Below are 23,978 nucleotides of genomic sequence, written 5' to 3'. Positions count from 1 at the left end.
GTCGTGCGGTGGTGCTGGACGTGCGGGTGTGCGGGGTGTGCGGCTCAGGCCATCGTGGCCGGGTGGGCCACCGACAGGAGCTCGGTGGCGGTGTCCTCGGGGACGTCGACGCACCGGGTGATGCCCCGGGCGGCGAGCAGCGCGTGGTCGTCGACCCGCGAGCGCAGGACCACCTGGGGGCCGCGTCCGTCCGGGGCCGTCGAGGCGAGGTCGAGCCAGGCGGCGGCGAACCGGCCTCCCGGCGCGCAGTCGGCCCGGAGGCCGCCGCGTGCGGTGCCGTCCGCGAGCACGTCGTCCAGCACGAGGGCGGTGGTCGGCGGCGCGGACACGGCACCGGTCGTGTCGGCCCGACCGCGGGTGCCGTGCTCGCGGGCGAGGGCGGCGAAGGCCTCACCCGCCGGTTTCAGCCGACCGTCGTTCGTGAAGAGGCCGAGGTCGTACTCGAGCTCCGGGAAGTCCGCGAGCGACCGCGAGACGTCGTGCGAGCACCACCACGTGACGCCGAGCACGTGCTGCGCGTCCAGCACGTGCCGGATCGTCTGCTCGGTGAACGCGGCGGCGTCGGCGGGGTCGACCACGTTCGTCGGGGCGCCCACCTCCTGCAGCCAGTTCGGGCGCTCGGGGTCGCGGTTCCACGCGCTCGCGAGCTGCAGCAGGTACTCGCCGTGGCGGACCGAGCCGGCCCCGAGTGCGCCGTGCAGGGTCGCCGAGCCGTTGAACACCCACGAGTGCGTGACGGTCGCGTCGCCGTGGTCTGCCGCGTGTTCGGGGCCGAACGGCTGGGCGTCGTCGTACCAGGCCGCGTCGTACTGCGCGACGGTGACCAGGGGCCGTGGACGCGACCCGGTGCCGGGGCGGGCGGACGGCTCCGAGCCGAGCCGCGCCTCCAGGCCGACCGGACTCGACAGCCCGGCCCGCGCTGCCGCGACCATCGCGGCCGCCCACGCGTGCCCCTGCTCCGCCGTGATGTCGTGCGGTGTCGGGTGCGGCGCGTGCGCGAACTGGTTCACCTCGTTGCCGATGGTGATCCCGAGCAGGTTCGGCTTGTCGGCGACGGACGCGGCGAGCGCCTCGACGTAGGCCGCCGTCGACGCGACCACGTCCGGGTCGGTGAACATGTTCCGGCGGTGCCAGCTCTCGAGCCACGAGGGCACGAAGTCGAAGCTCGACAGGTGCCCCTGCAGCGCGTCGACGTTGACGTCGAGCCCGAACGAGCCCGCGATGTCGACGACCGTCGCGACGTCCCGGAGCGCCGACTGCCGGATGAGCGTCCGGTTCGGCTGCACGACCGGCCAGAGCGGGAAGATCCGCACGTGGTCCGCGCCGAGCGACGCGATCTGCTCCATGTCCCGCGCCGTGTCCGACGGCGAGAAGTCGAGCCACGAGTGGAACCAGCCGACCGAGGGGGTGTGGTTGACGCCGAAGCGCATCAGCCCTTCACCCCGCCCTCTTCGACGCCCTTGAAGAAGAACCGCTGCAGGATCGCGAAGATCACCGCGATCGGGATGAACGCGATCATCGTGCCGGCCGCGATCATGCGCTGGTCGGTCGCGAAGGTGCCCTGCAGGTACTGCAGCCCGACGGTCAGCGTCAGCTTGTCCGGCGACTGCAGCACGATGAGCGGCCAGAGGAAGTCGTCCCACGCGCCGATGAACGAGAAGATCGCGATGACGGCGATGGTCCCCTGCACGGCGGGCAGCGAGATGTACCGGAGCCGCTGCAGGGCGTTCGCGCCGTCCATCACGGCTGCCTGGTCGATCTCCTCGGGGATCTGCCGGAACGCGTTGAACATGAGCAGGACGTTGAGCGCCGCGATCATGCCGGGCAGGGCGACGCCGACGAGGGAGTCGGCGAGGCCGAGGTCCTTCACGGTGACGAACTGGGAGATGATCGTCGCCTCGCCCGGGAGCACCAGGGTGGCCAGGAAGAGCCCGAGCACGGCCTTTCGGAAGCGCCACTGCAGCCGGGCGAGCGCGAAGCCCGCGAGGGTCGCGAACACGATGTTGCCGAGCACGTCGATCGCGGCGACGACGAGGGAGTTGCCGATGTACCCGAACACGGGGATCGCCTCGCCCACCCGCAGGTAGTTGCCGAAGGTCGGCTGCGTGGGGATGAAGGACGGGTTCGCCGTGTAGATGTCCTCCCCCGTGCCCTTCAGCGAGGTCGACAGCTGCCAGAGGAACGGCCCGATCGTGACGAAGAGGACCACGACGAGCAGGACGTAGCGGAGCACCTTCTCGCGGGTGGACATGACGCCCCACGCGGCGCGGCGCCGCTTGCGTCCGTCGCGTCCGTTGCGCCCGTTGCGTCCGTTCGGTCGGGAGGCGCGGCTCCCGTCGGTCGCGCCGGTCACGTCCGGCGTGGGTGCGGCCGCGCCGGCGGCGCCCCCGAGGACGGGTTCGGTGGTCGAGGTCGTGTTGGTCACTTGTCCGCCTTGCTGTTCATCCGGGCGAGGGCGAGCATCGGGATGAGCGTCACGACGAAGAGCAGGAGGCTCAGGGCGGACGCGTAGCCGAGGTTGCCGGTGAAACCGCGGGCGTACTGCTGGATGAGCATGACGAGCGAGTTGTCCTGCCCGCCCGGTCCGCCGGTGCCGTTGGTGAGGATGTAGAGCTCGCTGAACACCCGGAGCGCGCTCACGCACACGAGGATGCCGACGAGGGTCATGGTCCCCCGGACACCGGGCATGGTCACGGACCAGAACCGGCGGACGGAGCCGGCTCCGTCGAGGGCCGCGGCTTCGTGCAGGTCCTTGCCGACGTTCCCGAGGGCCGCCAGGAAGATGATCATGTAGTACCCGAGGCCCTTCCAGACCGTCAGGCTGATCGCGCTGAAGACGAGCAGCCACCGGTCGGTGAGGAACGGGATGGAGCTCTGCACGATCCCGAGGGACTGCGCCATCTCGTTGATGACGCCGCGGTCGTCGAGGATCCAGTTCCAGATGAGTCCGACGACGACGGCGCTGGCGATCACCGGCGTGTAGTACGCGGTCCGGAAGAACGCGATGCCGGGGAGCTTCCGCTCGACGAGCACCGCCATGAGCAGCGGGAGCACCGTCAGCAGCGGCAGGCACACCGCCATGTAGATGACGCTGTTGAGGAGCGCCTCCCACACCTGCGGGTCGGCGAGCAGCGTCTCGAAGTTCTCGAGGCCCACCCACTGGCTCACGCCCCCGAGCGGGCTGGCGTTCGTGAACGACAGCCGGACGGTGTTGATCGACGGCCAGAGACTGAACGCGAGCAACCAGAGGAGCGCCGGCAGGACGAGCAGCCAGGGCGTGAACCAGCGGTTGGCGCGCATCAGCTGTTCGCCAGCAGGCTGTTCATCTTGGTCTGCGCGGTCTGCAGCGCCTTTTCGGGCGTCGTGCCGCCCTTCATGGCCAGCGCGATCTGCTGGTCGAGGAAGTCGGTCATCGCCGAGTTCGCCTCGACCGGGTTGAGGTTCTTCGCCGTCTTCAGGGCGTCGTTGGCGAGCACGCGGGCCTTGGCCTCGACGGTGCCGTCGTCCTTCGAGAAGTACGGGTCGGACTGCGACGAGGTGGTCGACGGGAAGATGTTCACCAGGTGGGCGAAGGCCTCCTGGTTCTTCGCGTTCGTCATGAACGCGGCGAGCGCCTCGGCCGTGGCGATGTGCTTGCTCTTGGCGCTGACGCTGAGGCCCTGCACGTACAGCGGCGGGTTGTCGAGGGCCGACGACACGACGATGTTGCCCTTGAGCGACGGGTTGTTCTTCTCGAAGTCGCTGATCGCGGTGGCGCCACCGGTGGTCCAGGCGACCTTGCCCTGCGTGAACAGGGTGGAGTTGCCGAGGTAGTCGGTGTTCAGGACGGACGAGGGCATCAGGCCCTCTTTGTAGGCCTTCGCGTACTTCGCGATGAGGTCGGCCGCCTTCGACGAGTTCGCGAAGGTGAACTTCGTGCCCTGGTCGTTGATGATCTTGACGCCGGCGAGCGAGAAGTCCGACAGGCCGGGCTTGCGGCTCATCAGGTAGTCGTCCGGGCACTTCTGGTGCATGGTCTCGGCCTGCGCGAACAGCTCGTCCGTGGTCTTCGGCGGGTTCGCCGGGTCGAGGCCGCACTGCTCGAACATCGTCTTGTTCCAGTAGTCGACGTCGGTGTTGAGGTACCACGGGTAGCCGAAGGTGCCGTCGACGCCCTTGTAGTTGTAGGCAGCGAGCGCACCCTTGACGTACGTGCTCGAGAGCTTCGAGTCGTCCTTCGCGACGTCCTGCAGGAAGCCGCGCTTGGCGAGGGGCAGGGCGATGTCCGGCGGCAGGTTGATCACGTCGGGCAGGGAGTTCGACGACGCCTGGCTGAGGACCTTGTCGGCGTAGCCGTCGCCGGGCTGGTCGACGAGCTTCACCTTCGCGTCCGGGTACTTCGCCTCGAAGTCCTTGATCACGCCGTTGAGGTAGTCCGTGTAGGTCGGGGTCAGCGCCCAGGTCTGCAGGGTGATCGATCCGTCGACCTTGCCGCTCCCGCCGCCGCTGCCGGCGCTGCTGCCGCTCGAGCAGGCGGTCAGCGCGAGGGCCGTGACGGCCGCTCCGGCGAGGACCGCGAGGGCGCGTCCCGTCGTCCTGCGTGTGGTGTTCTTCATCGCTCGTGACTCCTTCGTCGTGGTGCGCGTCGTGCTGAACCGGTTCAGTCCCCGTCACCGATCCGTGTGAATGGAGCGATGATTTCCGACTAAAGCGTTATAGTCAACCCTGTGGCCCAGAACCGTCGCACGACGATCGCCGACATCGCCGCACGAGCCGGCGTGTCCATCAGCGCCGTCTCGTTCGCGCTCAACGACCGCCCCGGCGTGTCCGACGAGACCCGCGCGCGGGTGCAGGCCATCGCCCGCGAACTCGACTGGCAGCCGCACACCGCCGCACGCGCCCTGGGCGGTGCGAAGGCCGGGTCGATCGGCTTCGTGCTGAACCGGCCGGCCCGAACACTCGGCACCGAGTCGTTCTTCGGCGACCTCATCTCGGGGATCCAGCTCGGGCTCGCCGGCAGTCACGTCGGCATGAACCTCCTCGTCGCGCGGGACGCCGCCGAGGAGCTCCAGACCTACCGCGACTGGTGGCGCGGACACCGGGTCGACGGCGTGATCGTGATCGACCCCCGCCGCGACGACGACCGGCTCACGCTGCTCACCGAGCTCGGGATGCCCACCGTCGTCGTCGGGTCGCACCCCTCGGCCGAGCCCGCGGCACCGACGGTCTGGATCGACGACTCCGACGCGACCGACACCGTGCTGCGGTACCTGCACGCGCTCGGGCACCGGCGGATCGCGCACGTCGCCGGACGACCGGAGTTCGAGCACACGGCGATGCGGATCGACCGCCTCCGCGAGTTCACCGCGGCCGAGGGGCTCGAGGACGCCGTGTCGATCCCGACCGACTACTCCGCCGAGGCCGGGGCGAGCGCGACCAGGACCCTGCTCTCCCGGAGTGTCCGCCCCACCGCGATCGTGTACGACAACGACGTGCTCGCGGTCGCCGGACTGGGCGTGGCCAGCGAGATGGGGGTGAACGTGCCGGGGGACGTCTCGATCGTGTCGTTCGACGACTCGGCGATGGTCCGGCTCGTGCGGCCGTCGATCACCTCGCTCACGCGTGACACGGTCGAGCTCGGGCAGCGGGCGGCGACGCTCCTCCGCGAGCAGATCGACACCGGCTCGCCGCTGCCGTCGCGTCCGGGGCCGTCGCTGACGCTGAGCGTCCGGGAGTCGACCGGCCGCGTGCGCCCGTGATCCCTCCGACCCGCGGGACAGTGTGCGAGGTTCCGCCCGCCGTGCGACGTCGCGACCGCCGCACGGTGCGCGGAACCTCGCACACTGCTCGTACGCCCGTCGACACGCCGATCCTGGGCGCCGCGTGCGCACGGGCAGCGCGGCCGACTTGACGCCGGTTCGAACACACGTTCGAATACTCTCGTGGGACGGCGTCGCGAGAACCGGTGGCAGCCCCCGGAACACCCGGAGGTCGAGCGTCCGCGCGCCTACTCCCTCTCCGAGGACGCCCGCGGTCCGGACGTCTGCCACGCCGTCACCCCCGTGCCGGTCTGGGCGTGGGTCCAGTTCCCCACGTTCCACGTCCGCGTGAAGGCCTTCGCGAAGAGCTGGACCCGCGACGCCGTCCTCGTCGAGTGGGCGCAGTTCGGGCAGCAGGCGAACGCGTGGGTGTGGCGGTCCGCGGTGAAGCACCGCACCCTGCGCGCGGATGCGACGCGGCGCAGTCCGCAGAACGCACCGCCGCATTGACTTGCCCGGACATGGCGAGGATCGTTTACGGAACACCGGTACAGCAAGTAACTCACTGATCGAGACATTCGGTCCGAGTGCTGACACTGGGAGGAGGCACCATGAAGAAGAGCGAGGTGCCGTCCTGGGTCGCCCACGTGCTCACCCCGCCCGAGGTCATCGCGGCCTACGTCGAACGACGGGTCAACGACCCGGCGTTGCTGACGGGTGAACACACGGAACCCACGTACGCGGACTTCCTCCGCGACGAGTAGACGGTCTTCCCGGAGGCGCGGCACACGTTCCGGACTCACGGAACGGGATCCGCGCCTCCCGTTCGACCGCCCCGATCACGACGTGCGGACAGCGTCACGCCCACGCTCGCGGCGGTGACGCACGCGAGGGCGACGACCTCGAGCAGCGCGAGCCCTTCGTGCAGGATCAGCAGGCCCGCGAGGGCCGCGATCGCCGGCCCGAGGCTCTGCAGCACCCCGAAGACACGGGTCGGCATCCGCCGGAGCGCGAGCATCTCGAGCGCGTAGGGCAGGACGCTCGAGAGCACGGCGACACCGCCGAACACGAGGAGGAGCACCGGTTCACGGACGACCCCGTCGACCGCCGACCGGAGCCCGAACGGCAGCGACACGAGCATCGCGACGAGCATCGACACGGCGAGCCCGTCCACACCGGGGATCGCGGCGCCCACGTGCCGGTTCATGACGATGTAGCCCGCCCAGCACACCGCGGCGAGGACGGCGAACACGACACCGCCGACCGCGGTCACCGCCGCCGGACCGACCCCGAGCAGGACGACCCCGGCGAGCGCCAGCACCGCCCAGAGCACGTCGCGCCACCGCCGGGTGTGCACGAGGGAGAGGGCGAGCGGGCCGAGGAACTCGATCGTCACCGCGACCCCGATCGGGATGCTCGCGAACGCCACGTAGATGAAGACGTTCATCCCGCCGAGCGCCAGTCCGAGGCCGATCGCACCGAGCCACTGCTGCCGGGTCCAGTGCCGGACGCGCGGCCGGACCACGAGCGCGAGGACGACGGCGCCGATGACGAGCCGCAGTGTGGCGGCGCCGACCGAGCCGACGTCGTCGAACCGGGTCTTCGCGATCGCGGCGCCGAGCTGCACGGACACCATCGCCGCGAGGGCGAGGAGCGGCGCCGGGACGCGGTTCACCGGTGCACCGTCACCCGAGGTAGGCGAGCACGGCGAGGACCCGGCGGTGGTCCTCGCCCGTGTCCTCGAGCGCGAGCTTGCCGAAGATGCTCGAGACGTGCTTCTCGACCGCGCCGGTGCCGATCACGAGCGCGCGGGCGATCGCGGCGTTGGTGCGCCCCTCGGCCATCAGCCCGAGGACGTCGCGCTCGCGCGGCGTGAGCGCTGCGAGCGGGTCACGGCGGCGGCTCATGAGCTGGGTGACGACCTCGGGGTCGAGCACGGTGCCGCCGGCGGCGATGCGGCGGACGGCGTCGTCGATCTCCTCGAGCCGGGTGACGCGGTCCTTGAGCAGGTAGCCGATGCCGGTCGCGCCCGCCGCGAGGACGTCCTCGGCGTAGGTGGCCTCGACGTACTGGGAGAGCAGGAGCACGCCGGTGCGCGGAGCCCGGCGCCGGGTCTCGACGGCGGCGCGGACGCCCTCGTCGGTGAAGGTCGGTGGCATCCGCACGTCCATCACCACGACGTCGGGGGCACCGTCGGGGAGCGTGGCGAGGAAGGAGTCGGCGTCGGCGTACTGCCCGATGACGTCGATGCCCGCTTCGTCGAGCACGCGCGAGAGTCCTTCGCGCAGGAGCACGGCGTCGTCGACGACGACGGCCCGGATGCGTGCTGCATCCGGGCCGTCGCTCATGCCGACCAGCCTAGTGGGAGCGCGGACGCTCCCGGGGGCTCACGAGCGCGTCGCGGGCACGCCGTTCAGGGCGCCGAGCGGGATCCGTGCCGTCGCCTCGGTCGGACCGCCCTCGGGGCTCGAGACCGTCAGCTCGCCGTCGAGGGCGCGCATCCGACCCATCAGCCCCTCGATGCCGTGCCCCTCCTGCGGCCGGGCACCGCCGCGGCCGTCGTCGGTGACACTCACCGTGAGGTACCAGACGCCCGACGCGTCGACCACGAGCCCCAGGTACACCCCGGCGGTCGAGGCACCCGCGTGCTTCGTGGTGTTCGTCAGCAGCTCGCTCACCGTGAAGTACACGTTGCGCTGGATCTCGGTCGCGAGTTCGAGCCCGTCGGGCAGGCGGACGTCGAGCCCGACGGGGATGGGGGTCCGGGCGACGAGGGCCTCGAGCGCGGCGACGAGTCCCCGGTCGAGCAGGATGGGCGGTGCGAACCCGCGGGACAGGGCCCGCAGTTCGTCGAGGGCGTCCTGAGCGTGCGTCGACGCTTCGCCGATGAGCTGCTTCGCCTTCGCCGGGTCCTTGTCGAAGGCGCGCTCGGCCGCGGACAGGTCCATGCGCAGGCGGACGAGTCGCTGCTGCGGCCCGTCGTGCAGGTCCCGCTCGATCTGCCGCAGGGCCTGCCCCTCGGCGGTGACGGCACCGGCACGGGAGGCCTGGAGCCCGGCGACCCGACGCTCGAGCTGCTCCGCACGGAACCCGCCGAGCAGACCGAAGTCGATCCAGAAGTGCGCGATCACGGAACCGCGGGCCCACAGCGGGAAGAGCACCACCGAGGCGGCCATCGACAGGAGTCCGAGGAACCCGAAGCCCAAGACGGACGTCATGTCCCACCCGAAGTACTGCGCGCTCATGCCGTTCACGAACGCGACCCCGCCGAGGCCGATCGGCCAGAGGAAGCCGGCGAAGAGGAGTGCGCCGGCCCCCACCGTGCACAGCGCCGCGATCGGGTACACGACCGCCGCGTGCAGCAGGTACAGCCAGTAGTGCGGGTTGGCGACGGCCGAGCCCGTGCGCGTCCACCAGTTCTGCTGCCACCGGGGCGTCCAGTCGACCGGTCGGATCGGGCGGTTGTCGGCCCACCCGATGCGGAGCTTCTCGAACTGGCCGAGCCACCGCGCGACGAACAGCGCGATGAAGAACATCAGCAGGACGAACGGGTTGAAGAGGTCGCGGAAGCCGCCGCCGAAGATCGCCGCGGGGAACGCGGCGTAGAGCGTGCAGAGCAGCACCGCCGTCAGGGCCATGTAGCCGAAGTCGCGCGGCAGGCGCTTCCACGCCTCGCGGTAGAACGCACCGGCGGTCATGCCCGTGCCCGACCCGGACCCGGCGCTCGCGGGCGGCGTCGACGACCACGACGGGGGCGTCTGGTTCGGCTGTGCGGGCATCGGTTCGGTGGTTCCTGGCGGGACGGAGTCGTGCAGCGGGACGGTCTCGGCTTGGTCGAGGCGGGCGGTGTCGGTCATGACACCAAGCCTCGCGATCACCGGCTCGATCCCCCATCCTGCCCCCTCCCGAACCGGAGGTGGGGTTATCCCCCGCACCGGCGTACCGTGTGGGCCATGGGGAACACCACGGGGGTCCGGGTCGCGTCGGCGGCCGCCATTGTCGCAGCGCTCGTCTTCGGTGCCGAGGGGCTCGGCGACGCGTGGGGGGTCCTCGCCTTCGGCCCACCGGCGTTGCGGCTCGGCGGCACGGTCGTCGCCGGTGTCTGCGGAGCGGTCGTGCTCGTGGCTGCGCTGCGTTCCCGGGACCGCCGCGTCCTCGCGTTCGGGGTCGCCGTGCTCGCGTTCGCCCTCGCCTGGGCCGTTCCCGGGCCGATCGCTTCGGGACTGTACTGGGTCGCCCGTGCTGCGCTCGTGGCGTTCGGCGTGCTGACCGTCCGAGGTCTGCGCCGACCGCAGCGCGCGCTCGGCTGGATCGTGACGATCGCCGCTGCCCTGTGGTTCATCGCGGCACTGCTCACGCAGACGGTCCCACCGCCGTCCACCACACAAGCGGTGCTCGTCGTCGTGTACGCGATCCCGAGCCTGCTGCAGGCGATCGCGTTCCTCGCGGCGGCGGTCCTCGTCGCCGTGCCCCTGCTCCGCCCGGTCGGCACCGGCGTCTCGTCGCTCTGGTCCTCCGCCGAGGTCCGCTGACCCGGTCGCCCGGGGCTCACGCGCCGAGCGACGCCAGCCGTTCGGAGCGACGCGCGGCCTGCTCGACCGGGTCCGGCACGGGTGCCGCCTGGATGAGCCGCCGCGTGTACGGGTCCTGCGGCGCGCGCAGGATCGCGTCGCGGCTCCCCTGCTCGGCGACCCGTCCGCCGTGCAGCACCACGACCCGGTCGCAGAGCGTGTCCACCACGGCCAGGTCGTGCGTGACGAAGAGGCAGGCGAACCCGAGTCGTTCCTGCAGCTCCCGGAAGACGTCGAGCACCCGTGCCTGCACCGAGACGTCGAGCGCGCTGGTGGGCTCGTCCGCGATGAGCAGCGCGGGGTCCAACGCGACGGCACGGGCGATCGCGACGCGCTGCCGCTGGCCGCCGGAGAGCTCGTGCGGGAAGCGCTCGCGGAAGCCGCCGTCGAGCCCGACGTCCGCGAGCAGGCGCTCCACCCGCTCCCGGACCTCGTCCGCGGGCAGTCCGAGGATCTGCCGGAGCGGTTCGGCGACCGTCTGCCCGACCGTGTACCGCGGGTTCAGGGAACGCAGCGGGTTCTGGAAGACGACGCCGACGCGACGGCGCATGGCACGCCGGGAGGCACGGTGCGCGCCCGCCACGTCCGTCCCCTCGACGAGGACGGCGCCCGCGGTGATCGGTGCGAGTCCGACGGCGGCTCGGCCGATGGTGGTCTTGCCGCTGCCGGACTCCCCGACCAGGCCGACGATCTCTCCCCGGCCGACGGTGAACGACACGTCGTCGACCGCACGGAAGCGCCCACGGAGTGCGCCGCCGTACTCGACCACGAGGTGCCGGACGTCCAGGACGGGTGTGGCGACCTCCGCGGCGGGGCCGACCCGCGCCTCCTGGACCGCACCGGTGCCCATCCGCGGGACGGCGGCGAGGAGTTCGCGCGTGTAGTCGGCGGCGGGTGCGGCGAAGACCGCGCGCGCCGAGCCGGTCTCGACGACGCTTCCGCGGCGCATGACCACCACGCGGTCGGCGATGTCCGCCACGACGCCCATGTCGTGCGTGATGAGGAGGATCGCGGTCCCGGTGCGTTCGCGCAGCCGGCGGAGGACGTCGAGGACCTCGGCCTGCACGGTCACGTCGAGCGCGGTCGTCGGCTCGTCCGCGATGAGGAGGTCCGGGTCGGCCGCGAGCGCCATCGCGATCATGACGCGCTGGCACTGGCCGCCGGAGAGTTCGTGCGGGTACTGGCCGAGTCGGCGTTCGGGCTCCGGGACCTCGACGGCGCGGAGGAGGTCGAGCGACCGTTCCCGCACCGCGGCACGGTCGAGGCCGTCATCGGCGCGACGGACGGCCTCGGCGAGCTGGAACCCGACCGTGAAGACCGGGTTCAGTGCGGCGGACGGATCCTGGAAGATCATCGAGACCCGGCGGCCGCGTGCGGCTCGGAGGGTGCGCTCGTCGGCTCCGAGGACCTCGAGGTCACCGAGGCGGATGCTGCCGGTGGCACGTGCGCCGTCCGGGGCGATGCCCATCGCCGTCATCGCGGTCATGCTCTTGCCGGAGCCGGACTCGCCGACGACGGCGACCACCTCGCCACGACCGACGGTGAACGAGGCGTCGTCGACCGCTCGGACCACGGTGCCGTCGACGTCGAACGTGACGCTGAGGTGCTCGACGGTGAGGACGTCGCTCATGGGGTCTCCGATCGGTCGGGGTGGTCGCGGGCGTCCTTGAACGCCTCCCACTCCTCGAGCATCTTGCGGTGGTAGCCCTGCAGCCACTGCATGTAGTCGCGGCCGTTGAGCAGGCGCTCGCGGACCTCGGCGTCGACGTCGCCGGAACCGGTCCGGCCCGCCGCCTCGACGACGGCGAGACCGTGGCCGATGATGTCGCGCTGGCGGTCGAGGTACTTCCGCTCGCTCGCGAGCCAGGACCCCCACACGTCGGCCTCGGCGCGGAAGTAGTGGCTGCGCTCGCCGGGGACGGTGTGTCGCTTCACGAAGCCGGAGTCGACGAGCCGCCTGGTCGCCATCGACACCGAGCCCGAGCTGGCGCCGAGAGCGGCCTGCAGGTCGGCGGACGACGAGTGCGGGGCGCGCGTCATCATGAGGTACCCGAGCACCCGGGCGTCGGTGAGGGGCATGCCCGCGGCGTCGTTGAGCATGAGGGCGAACTCCTCGACGAAGGTCTGCCGCTCCGGTTCGAGGACGACGTCGTCGACGGTGGCCTCGTCGCTGTGGACGCCGGTCGCGCCGCTGCGGGCGTCGTCGCTCACGGCTCGAGTCCCGCCGCGACCTCGGGCCGCTCGGACGGGATCGTCCAGGGCTCCTGGCTCATGCCGCCGCCTCCGCGGATCGAGCGGACCGTGCCGTCGGCGTCGCGCGCGTAGGTGATGTCCTCGTCGATCGACCCGAAGCGGTTGCCGTGGGTCATCCGGAGCGTGTCGGCGTCGACGACCTCGAGCCGGGTCGGGGTGTCGAGCGGCTCGGGGCCCGACGGGTCGACCTCGACGAGTCGGTCCCCGATCCGGGCGATGTCGGTGACGCCCCACGGGTTCGCGAAGCGGCCCGTGAACGTGTCGGTGTCGACGTCGTCGGGTACCGGCGTCCCGGGGGCGTCGTCGTCCGCCGCGGCGTCGAGGATCCGGATGATCGCGGTGGCGATGAGCGTCGCCGGGCCGGCCGCGGCGCTGGTGAGCACCGAGACGACGAGACCGGAGGCCGGGTCGAACATCGACTGCGTGATGTGCCCGGGGAAGCCGCCGGAGTGGCCGCGGATCTCGCGACCGCCGATCCGGTCGACGATGAACCCGGCGCCGTAGCCGCGCGCCGCGGGGTCGTCCGTCGCGCTCCACGCCTTGCGCTGCGCGAGCCGCTTCGAGTGGTCGTCGAGCAGGGTGCCCTGCCCGATGACGTGCTGCGAGAAGTACCGGACGAGGTCGGAGGCGGTGCCGTGGAAGCCCGTCGCCGCTGCCATCGCGCGGGTGTCGACGTGGTCGATCCGCCGACGCTGCCGAGCGACGTGGAACCCGGTGTACCCGACCACGAAGTCGTCGGCGCGCGCGGGGTCCCAGTCGGGCCCGGTGTTCCGCAGGCCGAGCGGTTCGGTGATCGACTCGCGGACGAAGTCGTTGTACGACCGACCGGACACCGCGGCGATGACGAGCCCGAGCAGGGAGTACCCGAGGTTCGAGTAGTTGAACGACGATCCGGTGGGCACCTTCTGCCCGCGGTCGAGGACGAGCGCGAGGAGTTCCTGTTCGTCCGGGAAGGGCCGGAGCAGCGACCAGTAGTCGCCGTCGTGACCGTCCCGGATCACGCCGGCCCCCATCTCCATGAGCTCCCGGATCGTGGCGTCGGCGAGGGGCGAGCCGCCGTCGACGAGCGCCGGGACGTACGTGCCCACCGTGTCGTCGAGCCGCAGCGACCCGCGCTCGGCGAGCTGCAGGAGCGCGGTGGCGGTGAAGGTCTTCGAGTGCGAGGCGATGCGGAACAGGTCGGTGGTGGTGAGGCGGCGCCCGGCCTCGACGTCCGCGTAGCCCCAGGCCTCGTCGAAGAGGACCTCGTTGCCGTACCCGATCGCGACCTGCACGCCGGGGACGCGGAGCTGCCACACCTTGTACGACACCCACTCGTGGATGTAGGGCAGGGTCTTCCGGTAGGCGGCGAGGGTGTCTGTCACGGTGGTCCTTTCGAGGGGCGGTGGGTCGAGTCTGACGGATCAGCGCCGTCGCGGGTCGAGCGCGGCGCGCAGCGTGTCCCCGAGCGCGATGACGCAGAGCACCGTCACGGCGAGGAACACCGCGGGTGCGACGAGCATGTGCGGCGCTCGGAGGAACTGGCTCGTCGCGGCGGAGAGCTGCAGTCCCCACGAGATCGCCGGACTCTCGAGCCCGATGCCGAGGTACGTCAGGGACGACTCCGACACGATGACGCCGCCGACGGTGATCGTCGCGAGCACGAGCAGGGGTGAGATCGACGACGGCAGGACGTACCGCGTCGTGATCCGCCACGTGGAGAGCCCCATCGTCCGCGCGGCGAGCACGAACTCGGCGTTCCGGACGCTCCGCACGCTCGACCGCACGAGCCGGGCCATCGTCGGCCAGCCGAACAGCGCGAGCACGAGCGAGACCGTCAGCACCGAGCGCTCCCCCACGCTGTTCAGGACGACGACGGCGCCGAGCAGGAACGGGAAGCCGAGGAACACGTCGGTGAGCCGCGCGAGCACCGCGTCGACCCAGCCGCCGACCATGCCCGCGACGGTGCCGACGACGACGGCGACGACCCCGGCGAGGACCGTGGTGAGCACGGCGACGGCGATCGACGACCGCGTCCCGTAGACGACGTTGGCGTACACGTCGCAGCCCTGCAGGTCGAAGCCGAACGGGTGACCGCCGGTCGGCGACGCGCCGCTCCGACCGAGGTCGCACACGCGCGGATCGCCGTGGCCGAAGAAGCCGGCGAAGAACCCCGGGAAGACGGCGACGAGCACGACGACGGCGAGGACCCCGGCCGGCAGCCAGAACCCCGGACGACGGACGGCCGCACGCAGGGGACGCCGCTTCGTGACGACGGAGGACGGGACGGTCGCGCCGATGGCGGAGGTGGTCATGCGGAGGCTCCTGTCCGGACGCGCGGATCGAGGGCGGCGTGCAGCAGGTCGACGAGCACGCTCGTGGCGAGGAACACCAGGATGAGTGCCGTCGAGATGCCGACGACGACGGCCCCCTCGTGCGACCGGATGCCCTGGAACAGCAGGTTCCCGACACCGGGGAGGTTGAAGATGCCCTCGATGATCACGGTCCCGCCCATCAGGTAGCCCAGGTCCGTGGCGAGGTAGGTCGCCGTCGGGATGAGCGAGTTGCGCATCACGTGCACGCCGACGATCCGACCCGGAGCGAGTCCCTTCGCCCGGGCGGTCCGCACGAAGTCCGCGTCGAGCGTCTCGATCATCGACGTCCGTGTCAGCCGGGACACCGCCGCGAGACCGAACAGCGCGATCACGAACGCCGGCAGCACGTAGGCCGTCGGCCACCCCGCCGTGGCGCCCGCGACCGGGAACCAGTGGAGCCGGACCGAGAACACGAGCTGCAGCGCGACGCCGAGCACGAAGACGGGGACGGCACCGACGACGATCGTCCCGACCAGGACCGTCTTGTCGAGGACGGTCCCGCGGCGGAGGGCCGAGACCACGCCGAGCCCGATGCCGAGCAGGATCTCGATCGCCCAGGCCGTCAGCGCGAGCGTGATGGTGACCGGCCAGCGCGACGCCATCTGCTCGCCGACGGACTGGCCGCTGAAGTCCGTGCCGAAGTCGCCCCGGAACAGCCCCGCGAGGTACTGCACGTACTGCAGCCACAGCGGCTGGTCGAGGTGGTACTCGGCGCGCAGCGCCCGGACGACGGCGTCGCTGAGCGGCCGGTCGCCGCCGAGCGCCTTGATGGGGTCTCCCGGCAGCGCGAACGTCATCGCGTAGATGAGGAAGGTCACCCCGAGGAAGACGACGACCAGGCCGCCGACCCGGCGACCGACGGCGAGCGCCGGGCGCATCACGCGCCTCCTGGCACGGACGTCGCGAGGGACGGACGGGAGGCGCGGGTCGACCCCGCCACGTGACTCGCGCAGGCGAGGATCGCGCCGAACTGCACCCCCACCAGCTTGCTGATCGGGATCGGCTCCGCGCCGGTCGCCTCGTCGGCCTGCCAGGTCGCGTACCGCTGGGCGAGGCGGTCGCGGAGCCGCCGCAGCGGCGCGGGCGCGGTCCCCGCGGTCGTCTCGGCCTCGAGTGCCCGGAGCAGCATCCCGCCGTACCGCAGGCGGAAGCAGCGCACCAGGTCCTCGCAGCCGAACCGCTCGGCGACGGTGGCCGTCCGGTCCGCGGGCTCACGGTCGGCGCGGGCCCGGTCGGTGTCGGTCATCCCGGCGATCATCGGGATGAACGCGCGGGACCCCTCGAGGAACGGTGACTCGATCGTGAGCATCGGCGAGGCGTCGTCGAGGATCTCCTGCAGTTCCGCGCCCGAAGTACCGAGGTCGTCTGCGCAGCGGCGGAGCAGATCCGCGTAGGACTCCGCCGTCGGGGTCTGGTCGTCGGCGTCCGGGTGGCTCCAGTACGGGAGCTCGGCGACCATGCACAGCGCTCCGTGGCGCATCGCCCACGCGGCGCTGGACGCCCCGTGGATGTGCTCGCCGGGGTCGACGCCGAGGCCCTCGAGGTAGTCGTACGCCGTCTCGATGCCGTCCATCGCGAACACCGCCGGGGCGAGCTCGCGCAGGTACGGCGACTCCGGCTCACCCGTGTCCAGCGGGAGCCCCAGCGAAGCAGGCACCGCGTGCAGGGTGTCGATCACGTCCGGTAGGTCCTCGGACAGGTAGTAGTAGACCCCGCCCATCTCGCCGTTGTGCAGCGACACGAGCAGGTCCGGCCGGGTGTCGTCGATGAGCCGCATGAACGCCAGGGTCTCCGGCAACACCTGGTCGAAGTACACCGACCGGTAGCTGTTCGGGAACGTCCACTCCACCTGGCTGTCCGGCGCCGGACGGTAGAAGTGCCGCGCGTACCAGGCCCGGTCGAACGGGTCGCGGAACCACGCCTCGTTCAACCGCATGCCGTCCGGGTCGATCGTCGGGACGATGTGCCACGTCGTGTCCAGTGCCCGGGCCGTCGCCTCGTCGCCGACCATCGTCTCGGCGAGGTGCAGGGCCGTCCACGAGCCGATCGGTTCGTTCGGGTGCACGCCGCCGACGACGACGGCGGCGTGCGACCCGGAACCGATGCGGTAGCTGTGGAGCGGCTCGCCGAGCCGACTGGTGCCGATCCGGGTGACGGTGACCTGCTCCGGATGGGCCGCGGCGAGCGCGTCGAACCGGGCGTGCAGGTCGTCGACGAGCGGGAAGCCCTCGTGCTCGGGGACCTCGGCGACGAGGCGGAGGATGGTGCGCTGGTCCATGCGGTGGTGCCGGTCCCTACTTGACGGTGATCGCGGGGACGACCGGGCTGCCGTCGACCGCGGGCAGCGAGGCGATCTTGTCGCTCACCACGTACGAGTACTTGTCGAAGAACGTCGGGACGATCGGGAAGTCCTCGAGCACGGCCTTCTGCGTCTGGGCGTAGTACTCGTTCGCCTCGTCCTGCGAGCCGGCGGAGTCCGCCTTCGCGAGGAGCTGGTCGACCTCGTCCGACTGGTAGTAGCCGCTGCAGGGTGCGCAGCCACCCGCGGAGGTGAACAGTGCACGGAGGGTGTTCTGCTGGCTGGCGTAGAGCGCACCCCAGTGCCCGAAGTGCGGCCCCTCGATCTTCTTGTCGGTGAGCTCGGAGTAGTACGAGGCCCAGTCGGTGGTGGCCTTCGCGACGGTGTCGACGCCGAGGTTCTGCCGGATCTGGTTCGCGTACGCCTGGTAGAGCGAGTCGAGGCCGTTGCCGCCGGGGTAGACGAGGGTGATCGTGCCGTCGAATCCGCCGGCCTTCGCGAGCAGCGCCTTGGCCTTCGACGGGGAGAACTCGCACGCCTCGCCGCAGATGCCTTCTTCAGTCCCGGACATGTTCGGCGGGGTCAGCGCGGTGGCGGGTTCGTACAGCCCGCCGTAGATCGCCGTGTTGACCTGCTTGCGGTTGATCGACATCGAGATGGCCCGGCGCACGTCGGGGTCCGAGTAGCGCTCGTCCCAGAGCGGGAAGCCGAGGTAGTCGATGCCGGGTGCGTCGAACGAGTGCAGGCGGTCCCCGAAGTCCGCTCCGGCGCTGGTCATCTTGTCCGCCGGCAGGAAGAGGACGTCGGCGTTGCCCGCGAGCACGTCGGTGTAGGCGGTGTTCATGTCCGAGTAGCTCTTGAAGGTGACGTCCTTCGTCTTCGCCTTCGTGCCCTCGTAGCCCTTCCACGCGGTGACGGTGAACGGCTGGTTCGCCTTCCACGCCTCGGTCATCTCGTAGGGGCCGTTGCCGATCGGCTTGGCGTCGTAGGCCTTCAGGTCCTCGTAGGCGGCCTCGGGCATCGGGTAGAACGCGGTCTGCGCCTGGCTGAGCTGGAGCGGGAACTGGCTGTCCGCGTGGTCGAGCGTCACGGTGAAGGTGTCCTTCCCGGTCACCTTGAGCCCTGACATCTCCTTCGTCTTCGGCGTACCGGACGCCGGGTTGAGGTCCTCGTAGCCGACGATCGCGGCGAGCTCCCCGCTGTTCTCCCACGCGTTCGGGCCGTAGGCGGTGTGGTTCCACGCCTTGACGTAGCTCTCCGGCGTGACCTCCTCGCCGTTCTGGAACGTCCACCCGTCGCGGAGGGTGATCGTCCACGTGGTGTTGTCGGTCGACTCCACGCTCTTCGCGGCGACGTCGTGGAGCTTCCCCTTCGAGTCGGTCTCGGTGAGCGGCGCGAACAGGCTGAGCACCTGGGTGAAGGCCACCGTCTGGCGACCCGGTGTGAGGTGGTCGGGCTCGCCGGTGGCGTAGACGAGGCTCCCGCCGGAGCCGGCCTGATCGTCCGCGTTCCCGGTGGCCGAACAGCCCGTGGCCACCAGCGCCAGCGTGGCTGCTGCAGCCAGCGCGGCGATCGTCCTGCGTCGCATGTGTGCTCCTCGAGTCCCGCTCCCGGGTCCGGCCCGGTCGTCGTTGACCGAGAAGCTAGGCCCGGCGGAAACCCGAACACAAGACTTCTTTCAGTGATCTCTGAAAGCTTTACCGTTCTGAAACACACCGGAAACGGCGGCCCTCGCGCCGTGGTCACCGCGTGTGCCACGCTGGCGGACATGCGACACACACCGCACTTCCTGATGACCGACGTCGACGAGGTGCGACGCCTCATCGGGGGCAACCCGTGGGCGACGATCGTCTCGCACACCGAGGCCGGGCTGGTCGCGTCGCACTACCCGTTCCTGCTCGAGACGCCCACAGCGGGCGACGCTGCCGACCCCGACGAGCTCGTCCTGGTGTCGCACGTCGGCCGCCCGGACGAGGTGGCCCACGAACTCGGTCGACACGAGGTGCTCGTCGTGTTCCAGGGCCCGCACGGCTACGTCTCGCCCGCCTGGTACCCGCCGGAGCAGTTCGTGCCGACCTGGAACCACGTGACGGCGCACTGCTGGGGCACGCCGGAGATCCTGTCCGACGAGGAGAACTTCCACGTCCTCGGTGAACTCGTCGACCACTTCGAGCGGGTGATGCCAGAGCCGGTCTCCCTCGAGGTCGACGAGGAGACGGCACGCCGGATGGCGAAGGGCACCGTCGGGATCCGCATCCGCGTCACCCGGTTCGACGCCCGCGCGAAGCTCTCGCAGAACAAGGCACCGGAGGTGGTGGACCGGATCGTCGCGGGGCTGCGCGGCGACGGTCCGTACGCCTCGCCGGCACTCGCCGACGAGATGGCCCGTGCACACGGCCTGGAGGCGCGGTGAAGGAGATCCTGCTCCGCACCGTCCGGCGGGTGGGCACGTCCGGCGCCCCGTCCGACGTCCGGATCGTCGACGGGCTGGTCACCGCGATCGCGCCGGCCGGCACGCTCGACCCCACGGACGCCGACACCGACGTCGTCGAGACGGCCGGCGCCTGGCTCGGTCCCGGGCTCGTCGACCACCACGTGCACTTCGACCAGTGGGCCCTCGTCCGCCGTCGCGTCGACGTGTCGGCCTGCGACTCGGCGGAGGCGACCGCCGACCTGCTGGCGGAGGTGGCGCGCACCGGTGTGGCGGACCGCGTCCTGATCGGACACGGCTACCGCGACGGGATGTGGCCCCGCCCCGCACGACGTGCGCTGCTCGACCGGATCGAGCCGCGCCTCCCGATCGTCGTCATCAGCGGTGACCTGCACGCCGTCTGGTGCAACGCCGCGGCGCTGGAGCACTTCTCCGGCGTCGTCGGCCGCCCGCTCGTCGCCGGCGACGACGGGGTACTCCGCGAACAGGACGCGTTCGACGTGACCGGCGCGCTCTCCCGCGTGCCGGACGAGGTGCTCGACGGCTTCGTCGCCGACGCCGTCGAGGCGGCCGCCGCCCGCGGCGTGACCCGGGTGACCGACCTCGAGATGACCTTCGGACTCGACCGCTGGACCCGCCGTGTGCAGGCCGGCACGGACGGCCTCCGCGTCGACTCGGGGGTCTACCCGGGCGACCTCGACGCCGCGATCCGACGGGGACTCCGCACCGGCGACGTCGTCGAGGGCACCCGCGGGCTCGTCCGGACGGGCCCGTTCAAGGTGATCACCGACGGCTCGCTCGGCACCCGGACGGCGGCGACGGCCTCCGGCGACGGCGTGCTCGTGTGGTCGTTCGAGGACCTCGTGGCGATGGTCCGTCGGGCGGTCGACGCCGGGCTCGTCCCCGCAGTGCACGCGATCGGCGACCGGGCGAACACCCTCGCGCTCGACGTCTTCGAGGCGGTGGGCGCACGCGGCACGATCGAGCACGCGCAGTTGCTGGCGGACACCGACCTGGAGCGGTTCGCACGGCTCGGGGTGGCCGCGTCGGTGCAGCCCGAGCACGCGATGGACGACCGCGACATCGCCGACCGCTACTGGGCCGGGATGACCGAGCGGGCGTTCCCGTTCGCGACCCTCGACCGTGCCGGTGCCCGGCTGCTGCTCGGCTCGGACGCGCCGGTCGCGCCGCTCGACCCGTGGGTGTCGATGGCCGCGGCCGTCGGACGCGACCGGGACGGCCGCGAGCCGTGGCACCCGGCCGAACGCCTCGGCGCGCTGAAGGCCTGGCGCGGGTCGACCGAGGGCGGTCGGGTCGGGGTGGCCGTCGGCGACGTCGCGGACCTCGTGCTGCTCGAGGCGGACCCGCTCGCGGCGACCGGGTCCGGGCAGCTCCGGCGAGCACGGGTGCTGGCGACCGCGATCGCCGGACGGTTCACGTACCGGGACGTCTGACCGGCGCTACTTCTGGTCCTTCGGGCACCAGTAGAGCTTGCGGCCGGCCATGTCGGCCATCCGGATCTCGGTGCCGCACACCCGGCAGGGCTCACCCTCGCGGTGGTAGACCCAGTGCCGGTCCTTCCGGGACCGGACGGCCTTCGCGTGCTCGCTCTTCGACAGGCCGTCCATGGTCAGCATGAGGCCGTCGCGGACGCCCTCGTGCAGGAGCTTCGACCAGTCGTGCCAGAGCGCCTTCGCCTGCTTGACGGTGAGCTGCTTGCCCGGCTTGTAGGGGTCGATGCGCTGCCGGAACAGCAGCTCGGCGCGGTAGATGTTGCCGATGCCGCTCACGACGGCCTGGTCCATGAGCAGCTGCCCGATCGCGACGTTCCGCTTCCGGACGTTGTCGACGAAGGTCTTCTCAGCCTCGGGGCCGTCGTCGTTGATCGGGTCCGGGCCGAGCTTGTCGAGTGCCTTCTGCACGCCGGCCGGGTCCTCGACGACGCACGCCGTCGGGCCGCGGAGGTCGGCGACCGTGTCCTCGGTGAGCAGCCGCACGCGTACCTGCCCGACGGGGTCCGGCGGGAACGCCTCGATCGGGTCCTCGACCTTCTCCTGCTCGGCCATCCGGTAGCGGGCGAGACGGGGAGCGCCGATCGACGTCAGGGACTCCTCGCCGTCGTCGTCCGACAGTGCCCCGGCGGTGGAGAGGTCCCCCGCGAAGTCCCACGCCCCGTAGAGGCCGAGGTGGACGCGCAGGAACCGGTCGCCCTCGAACTCGAGGAACATCTGCTTGCCGACGGCCCGGGCAGCGACCATGCGCGTGCCGTCGAGCTGGGCGGCACCGGCGGCGAACCGTCCCTGCGGACTCGACACCTCGCAGCGTTTGCCGACGAAGTGCCGGGTGAACTGGTTGGCGATGCGGTGGACGGAGTGACCCTCGGGCATTGCTCTTGTCTACTCGGCCTTACTGGTCGATCTGCTTGCCGGCGATGAGGCCGGTGGTCTCGTACTCGGCGAGCTGCGCGATGCGGCGGGCGTGACGCTCCTCGCCCGAGAACGGCTCGGCGATGAACAGGTCGACGAACCGGATCGCTTCGTCCTCGGTGTGCTGGCGGGCGCCGATCGAGATGACGTTGGCGTCGTTGTGCTGGCGGGCGAGGAGCGCGGTGGACTCGTTCCACACGAGCGCGGCACGGACGCCCTCGACCTTGTTCGCGGCGATCTGCTCGCCGTTGCCGGACCCCCCGAACACGACACCGAGCGCCTGGACGCCCGCACGCTGGTCCTGCAACACGGCGTGCGCGGCGTTGATGCAGAACGAGGGGTAGTCGTCGAGCGCGTCGTACTCGGTCGGACCGTGGTCCACCACCTCGTGCCCGGCCTCCGTCAGGTGGGTGGCGAGGGTCTTGTTGAACTCGAGGCCGGCGTGGTCCGTTCCGAGGTGGATGCGCATGGGATCGATCCTATTCCTGCGACTACTGCCCCCGGACCACGACCACGACGTACCGCGTGGGCTCCTCGCCCGGGTTCCGGTAGACGACGTCGGCGGGGTCCCCGAGCTCGATGCGGTCCCCCGCGGCGAGCCGCGTCGGCTCGCCGCCGACGACGAGTTCGAGCACTCCGTCGACCACCCAGATGCAGTGGCGCAGGAACGCGTACGCGGACGCCGGGTAGGCCACTTCGCGGCCGGACGGGAGGCGCACCTCGGTGACGTCCGCGGGGAAGGCCGCACTCGAGATCGGTCGACGCCGGTACCCGGTCTCGGGATCGGTCCAGGAGTCGGCGGTCGTGCCGCGCTGGACGCCCCGCGCGTCGTCGGGATCGGTCGCCCGGGGCACCTCGTGGTCGAGGGACTCGTCGAGGAGCTGTGAGACCGTGAGTCCGAACGCTCCCGACAGCCGCCCGAGGATGGTCGCCGTCGGGCTCGACACCCCGCGTTCGACGCGGTTGATCATGGCGCGGGAGACCCCGGACTCCTCGGCGAGCTCGGTGAGGCTCCACTTCCGCTCCGTGCGGAGGCGCTGCAGGCGCTCGCCGAGCCGTCGCTGGTCGGCGTCGTCCGCCGTTTCCGGTTCCGACTCCGGTGCGTCTACGATGTGAGACATGACGACAGCATATGCGACGAACGGGTCGGGTCCGGTCACCGTCCGGGAGTGCGAGCCGCGCGACCTCGACGTCGTCCACGCACTGCACGTCGACGCCGTCCTGCACTCCACCGCCATCTGGCAGGAGGAGCCGCACCCGCGCTCGTACTTCGACGGCTGGCTCGCCGAGCGTCGCGCCGACGGCTACCCGGTCCTCATCGCCGAGGTCGATGGGCAGGTCGCCGGCTACGCGACGTACTCGCAGTGGCGGCCGCACCAGGGCTACCGGCTGACGGTGGAGCACAGCGTGTACGTCGTCGAGGCGTTCCGTGGGCGGGGCATCGCGACCGTCCTCATGGACGCCCTCGTCGCACGGGCACGGGCGGAGGGGCGGCACGTCCTGATGGCGGGGATCTGCAGCGAGAACGCCGGGTCGATCGCACTGCACGCGAAGCTCGGGTTCGACACGGTGGCCGTCGTGCCCGAGGTCGGACGCAAGTTCGACCGCTGGCTCGACCTGACGCTCATGCGGCTCCCGCTCGCCTGAGCCGGGCCGGCGGGGCGGACGCGAGCCGCGCCTCCTGGCCCCGCGCGCAACGAAAGCGCATCCGAACCGGACGTTGCCGTGGTTCGGGCGCACTCCGGTTGTGCGGCGACCATCCGCGCCGCGTGGCGAGCGCGACCCGCGCCTCCAGGCCGCCGCGCGCAGCAACCGGCCGGCAGCGAGCGCGACCGGACGGTCCCCGTGGTCGCGGCGCGTGACGGCGCACAACCAAAGCGCACCCGAACCGGACGTTGTCGTGGTT

24 protein-coding genes are annotated in these 23,978 nt (G+C 71.3%); 7 read left to right on the top strand and 17 right to left on the bottom strand.

What is annotated here, in order from left to right; all coding sequences use genetic code 11:
• Positions 1-44: 44 nt before the first annotated feature.
• The 4 genes from QE359_RS09835 to QE359_RS09820 are packed head-to-tail and all read right to left on the bottom strand — an operon-like array spanning position 45 to position 4,595.
• The gene (locus tag QE359_RS09835) at positions 45-1,430 is read right to left on the bottom strand and encodes a cellulase family glycosylhydrolase (RefSeq protein WP_309779015.1); all 1,386 of its coding nucleotides are present in this window, start codon (positions 1,428-1,430) and stop codon (positions 45-47) included.
• Positions 1,430-2,425 (bottom strand): carbohydrate ABC transporter permease, encoded by a 996-nt coding sequence (locus QE359_RS09830; protein ID WP_309779014.1) that lies wholly within the window; start codon positions 2,423-2,425, stop codon positions 1,430-1,432. Before QE359_RS09830 ends, QE359_RS09835 begins: the two co-directional genes overlap by 1 nt.
• A complete protein-coding gene (locus QE359_RS09825) occupies positions 2,422-3,300 on the bottom strand; it encodes a sugar ABC transporter permease (RefSeq protein ID WP_309779013.1) in 879 nt (292 codons plus the stop codon). The genes QE359_RS09830 and QE359_RS09825 overlap by 4 nt, the downstream gene beginning before the upstream one ends.
• Positions 3,300-4,595, bottom strand: a complete 1,296-nt coding sequence (locus QE359_RS09820) for a sugar ABC transporter substrate-binding protein (protein ID WP_309779012.1) — start codon at positions 4,593-4,595, stop codon at positions 3,300-3,302. Before QE359_RS09820 ends, QE359_RS09825 begins: the two co-directional genes overlap by 1 nt.
• Positions 4,596-4,706: 111 nt before the next feature.
• On the opposite strand from QE359_RS09820, the gene QE359_RS09815 reads away from it, so the two are divergent.
• The 3 genes from QE359_RS09815 to QE359_RS09805 all read left to right on the top strand — a co-directional run bounded on the left by QE359_RS09815 (position 4,707) and on the right by QE359_RS09805 (position 6,502).
• Positions 4,707-5,738, top strand: a complete 1,032-nt coding sequence (locus QE359_RS09815; protein ID WP_309779011.1) for a LacI family DNA-binding transcriptional regulator — start codon at positions 4,707-4,709, stop codon at positions 5,736-5,738.
• A gap of 183 nt (positions 5,739-5,921) precedes the next feature.
• A complete protein-coding gene (locus QE359_RS09810) occupies positions 5,922-6,248 on the top strand; it encodes a hypothetical protein (protein WP_071301719.1) in 327 nt (108 codons plus the stop codon).
• A gap of 101 nt (positions 6,249-6,349) precedes the next feature.
• Positions 6,350-6,502, top strand: coding sequence for a hypothetical protein (locus QE359_RS09805; RefSeq protein ID WP_156794738.1), 153 nt, complete (start codon positions 6,350-6,352; stop codon positions 6,500-6,502).
• 35 nt (positions 6,503-6,537) lie between these two features.
• Here the strand turns inward: QE359_RS09805 and QE359_RS09800 are convergent, their stop codons facing one another.
• The 3 genes from QE359_RS09800 to QE359_RS09790 are packed head-to-tail and all read right to left on the bottom strand — an operon-like array spanning position 6,538 to position 9,595.
• Positions 6,538-7,413 (bottom strand): EamA family transporter, encoded by an 876-nt coding sequence (locus QE359_RS09800; RefSeq protein ID WP_309779010.1) that lies wholly within the window; start codon positions 7,411-7,413, stop codon positions 6,538-6,540.
• 10 nt (positions 7,414-7,423) lie between these two features.
• Positions 7,424-8,086 carry a response regulator transcription factor gene (locus QE359_RS09795; protein WP_070416588.1) on the bottom strand — a complete coding sequence of 221 codons (663 nt, stop codon included), beginning with the start codon at positions 8,084-8,086 and terminating at the stop codon, positions 7,424-7,426.
• A 39-nt stretch (positions 8,087-8,125) separates the two neighbouring features.
• Positions 8,126-9,595 (bottom strand): sensor histidine kinase, encoded by a 1,470-nt coding sequence (locus QE359_RS09790; protein WP_309779009.1) that lies wholly within the window; start codon positions 9,593-9,595, stop codon positions 8,126-8,128.
• 96 nt (positions 9,596-9,691) lie between these two features.
• Between QE359_RS09790 and QE359_RS09785 the strand changes: the two genes are divergently transcribed.
• The gene (locus tag QE359_RS09785) at positions 9,692-10,270 is read left to right on the top strand and encodes a hypothetical protein (RefSeq protein WP_309779008.1); all 579 of its coding nucleotides are present in this window, start codon (positions 9,692-9,694) and stop codon (positions 10,268-10,270) included.
• Between the two features lie 16 nt (positions 10,271-10,286).
• Here QE359_RS09785 and QE359_RS09780 read toward each other — a convergent pair whose 3' ends face one another.
• The 7 genes from QE359_RS09780 to QE359_RS09750 are packed head-to-tail and all read right to left on the bottom strand — an operon-like array spanning position 10,287 to position 18,803.
• Positions 10,287-11,939, bottom strand: a complete 1,653-nt coding sequence (locus QE359_RS09780) for an ABC transporter ATP-binding protein (protein ID WP_309779007.1) — start codon at positions 11,937-11,939, stop codon at positions 10,287-10,289.
• A complete protein-coding gene (locus tag QE359_RS09775) occupies positions 11,936-12,520 on the bottom strand; it encodes a MarR family transcriptional regulator (RefSeq protein ID WP_309779006.1) in 585 nt (194 codons plus the stop codon). Before QE359_RS09775 ends, QE359_RS09780 begins: the two co-directional genes overlap by 4 nt.
• Positions 12,517-13,926, bottom strand: coding sequence for a serine hydrolase (locus tag QE359_RS09770; RefSeq protein ID WP_309779005.1), 1,410 nt, complete (start codon positions 13,924-13,926; stop codon positions 12,517-12,519). The genes QE359_RS09775 and QE359_RS09770 overlap by 4 nt, the downstream gene beginning before the upstream one ends.
• Before the next feature lie 39 nt (positions 13,927-13,965).
• On the bottom strand, positions 13,966-14,856 hold the full coding sequence (locus QE359_RS09765; RefSeq protein WP_309779004.1) for an ABC transporter permease: 891 nt from the start codon (positions 14,854-14,856) through the stop codon (positions 13,966-13,968).
• A complete protein-coding gene (locus QE359_RS09760) occupies positions 14,853-15,794 on the bottom strand; it encodes an ABC transporter permease (RefSeq protein WP_309779003.1) in 942 nt (313 codons plus the stop codon). The genes QE359_RS09765 and QE359_RS09760 overlap by 4 nt, the downstream gene beginning before the upstream one ends.
• Positions 15,794-17,194, bottom strand: coding sequence for a M14 family zinc carboxypeptidase (locus tag QE359_RS09755; RefSeq protein ID WP_309779002.1), 1,401 nt, complete (start codon positions 17,192-17,194; stop codon positions 15,794-15,796). The genes QE359_RS09760 and QE359_RS09755 overlap by 1 nt, the downstream gene beginning before the upstream one ends.
• A 16-nt stretch (positions 17,195-17,210) precedes the next feature.
• Positions 17,211-18,803 carry an ABC transporter substrate-binding protein gene (locus QE359_RS09750; protein WP_309779001.1) on the bottom strand — a complete coding sequence of 531 codons (1,593 nt, stop codon included), beginning with the start codon at positions 18,801-18,803 and terminating at the stop codon, positions 17,211-17,213.
• Between the two features lie 180 nt (positions 18,804-18,983).
• On the opposite strand from QE359_RS09750, the gene QE359_RS09745 reads away from it, so the two are divergent.
• Both QE359_RS09745 and QE359_RS09740 read left to right on the top strand, forming a co-directional pair.
• Positions 18,984-19,628, top strand: a complete 645-nt coding sequence (locus QE359_RS09745) for an FMN-binding negative transcriptional regulator (RefSeq protein WP_309779000.1) — start codon at positions 18,984-18,986, stop codon at positions 19,626-19,628.
• A complete protein-coding gene (locus QE359_RS09740) occupies positions 19,625-21,100 on the top strand; it encodes an amidohydrolase family protein (protein ID WP_309778999.1) in 1,476 nt (491 codons plus the stop codon). Before QE359_RS09745 ends, QE359_RS09740 begins: the two co-directional genes overlap by 4 nt.
• A 6-nt stretch (positions 21,101-21,106) precedes the next feature.
• On the opposite strand, the gene QE359_RS09735 is transcribed toward QE359_RS09740, so the two are convergent.
• The 3 genes from QE359_RS09735 to QE359_RS09725 are packed head-to-tail and all read right to left on the bottom strand — an operon-like array spanning position 21,107 to position 23,193.
• Positions 21,107-22,033, bottom strand: a complete 927-nt coding sequence (locus tag QE359_RS09735) for a DNA-formamidopyrimidine glycosylase family protein (protein ID WP_309778998.1) — start codon at positions 22,031-22,033, stop codon at positions 21,107-21,109.
• A 19-nt stretch (positions 22,034-22,052) separates the two neighbouring features.
• A complete protein-coding gene (locus tag QE359_RS09730) occupies positions 22,053-22,541 on the bottom strand; it encodes a ribose-5-phosphate isomerase (protein ID WP_309778997.1) in 489 nt (162 codons plus the stop codon).
• Positions 22,542-22,563: 22 nt separating this feature from the next.
• The gene (locus QE359_RS09725) at positions 22,564-23,193 is read right to left on the bottom strand and encodes an XRE family transcriptional regulator (RefSeq protein WP_309778996.1); all 630 of its coding nucleotides are present in this window, start codon (positions 23,191-23,193) and stop codon (positions 22,564-22,566) included.
• On the opposite strand from QE359_RS09725, the gene QE359_RS09720 reads away from it, so the two are divergent.
• Complete coding sequence (locus QE359_RS09720; protein ID WP_309778995.1) at positions 23,192-23,719, top strand: N-acetyltransferase family protein; 528 nt, start codon at positions 23,192-23,194, stop codon at positions 23,717-23,719. The genes QE359_RS09725 and QE359_RS09720 overlap by 2 nt on opposite strands.
• Positions 23,720-23,978: the final 259 nt, after the last annotated feature.

Origin of the sequence: Curtobacterium sp. SORGH_AS_0776 (assembly GCF_031453355.1) — a bacterium.
Classification (GTDB): Bacteria; Actinomycetota; Actinomycetes; order Actinomycetales; family Microbacteriaceae; genus Curtobacterium.
This window is presented reverse-complemented; position numbering and strand designations above follow the sequence as displayed.

Excerpts from the sequence above, each read along its gene's own strand:
- QE359_RS09750 (WP_309779001.1), bottom strand. The coding sequence starts at position 18,803 with ATGCGACGCAGGACGATCGCCGCGCTGGCTGCAGCAGCCACGCTGGCG.
- QE359_RS09745 (WP_309779000.1), top strand. The coding sequence starts at position 18,984 with ATGCGACACACACCGCACTTCCTGATGACCGACGTCGACGAGGTGCGA.
- QE359_RS09820 (WP_309779012.1), bottom strand. The coding sequence starts at position 4,595 with ATGAAGAACACCACACGCAGGACGACGGGACGCGCCCTCGCGGTCCTC.
- QE359_RS09835 (WP_309779015.1), bottom strand. The coding sequence starts at position 1,430 with ATGCGCTTCGGCGTCAACCACACCCCCTCGGTCGGCTGGTTCCACTCG.
- QE359_RS09765 (WP_309779004.1), bottom strand. The coding sequence starts at position 14,856 with ATGACCACCTCCGCCATCGGCGCGACCGTCCCGTCCTCCGTCGTCACG.
- QE359_RS09720 (WP_309778995.1), top strand. The coding sequence starts at position 23,192 with ATGACGACAGCATATGCGACGAACGGGTCGGGTCCGGTCACCGTCCGG.
- QE359_RS09730 (WP_309778997.1), bottom strand. The coding sequence starts at position 22,541 with ATGCGCATCCACCTCGGAACGGACCACGCCGGCCTCGAGTTCAACAAG.
- QE359_RS09825 (WP_309779013.1), bottom strand. The coding sequence starts at position 3,300 with ATGCGCGCCAACCGCTGGTTCACGCCCTGGCTGCTCGTCCTGCCGGCG.
- QE359_RS09785 (WP_309779008.1), top strand. The coding sequence starts at position 9,692 with ATGGGGAACACCACGGGGGTCCGGGTCGCGTCGGCGGCCGCCATTGTC.
- QE359_RS09780 (WP_309779007.1), bottom strand. The coding sequence starts at position 11,939 with ATGAGCGACGTCCTCACCGTCGAGCACCTCAGCGTCACGTTCGACGTC.
- QE359_RS09795 (WP_070416588.1), bottom strand. The coding sequence starts at position 8,086 with ATGAGCGACGGCCCGGATGCAGCACGCATCCGGGCCGTCGTCGTCGAC.
- QE359_RS09735 (WP_309778998.1), bottom strand. The coding sequence starts at position 22,033 with ATGCCCGAGGGTCACTCCGTCCACCGCATCGCCAACCAGTTCACCCGG.
- QE359_RS09760 (WP_309779003.1), bottom strand. The coding sequence starts at position 15,794 with ATGCGCCCGGCGCTCGCCGTCGGTCGCCGGGTCGGCGGCCTGGTCGTC.
- QE359_RS09725 (WP_309778996.1), bottom strand. The coding sequence starts at position 23,193 with ATGTCTCACATCGTAGACGCACCGGAGTCGGAACCGGAAACGGCGGAC.
- QE359_RS09790 (WP_309779009.1), bottom strand. The coding sequence starts at position 9,595 with ATGACCGACACCGCCCGCCTCGACCAAGCCGAGACCGTCCCGCTGCAC.
- QE359_RS09755 (WP_309779002.1), bottom strand. The coding sequence starts at position 17,194 with ATGGACCAGCGCACCATCCTCCGCCTCGTCGCCGAGGTCCCCGAGCAC.
- QE359_RS09805 (WP_156794738.1), top strand. The coding sequence starts at position 6,350 with ATGAAGAAGAGCGAGGTGCCGTCCTGGGTCGCCCACGTGCTCACCCCG.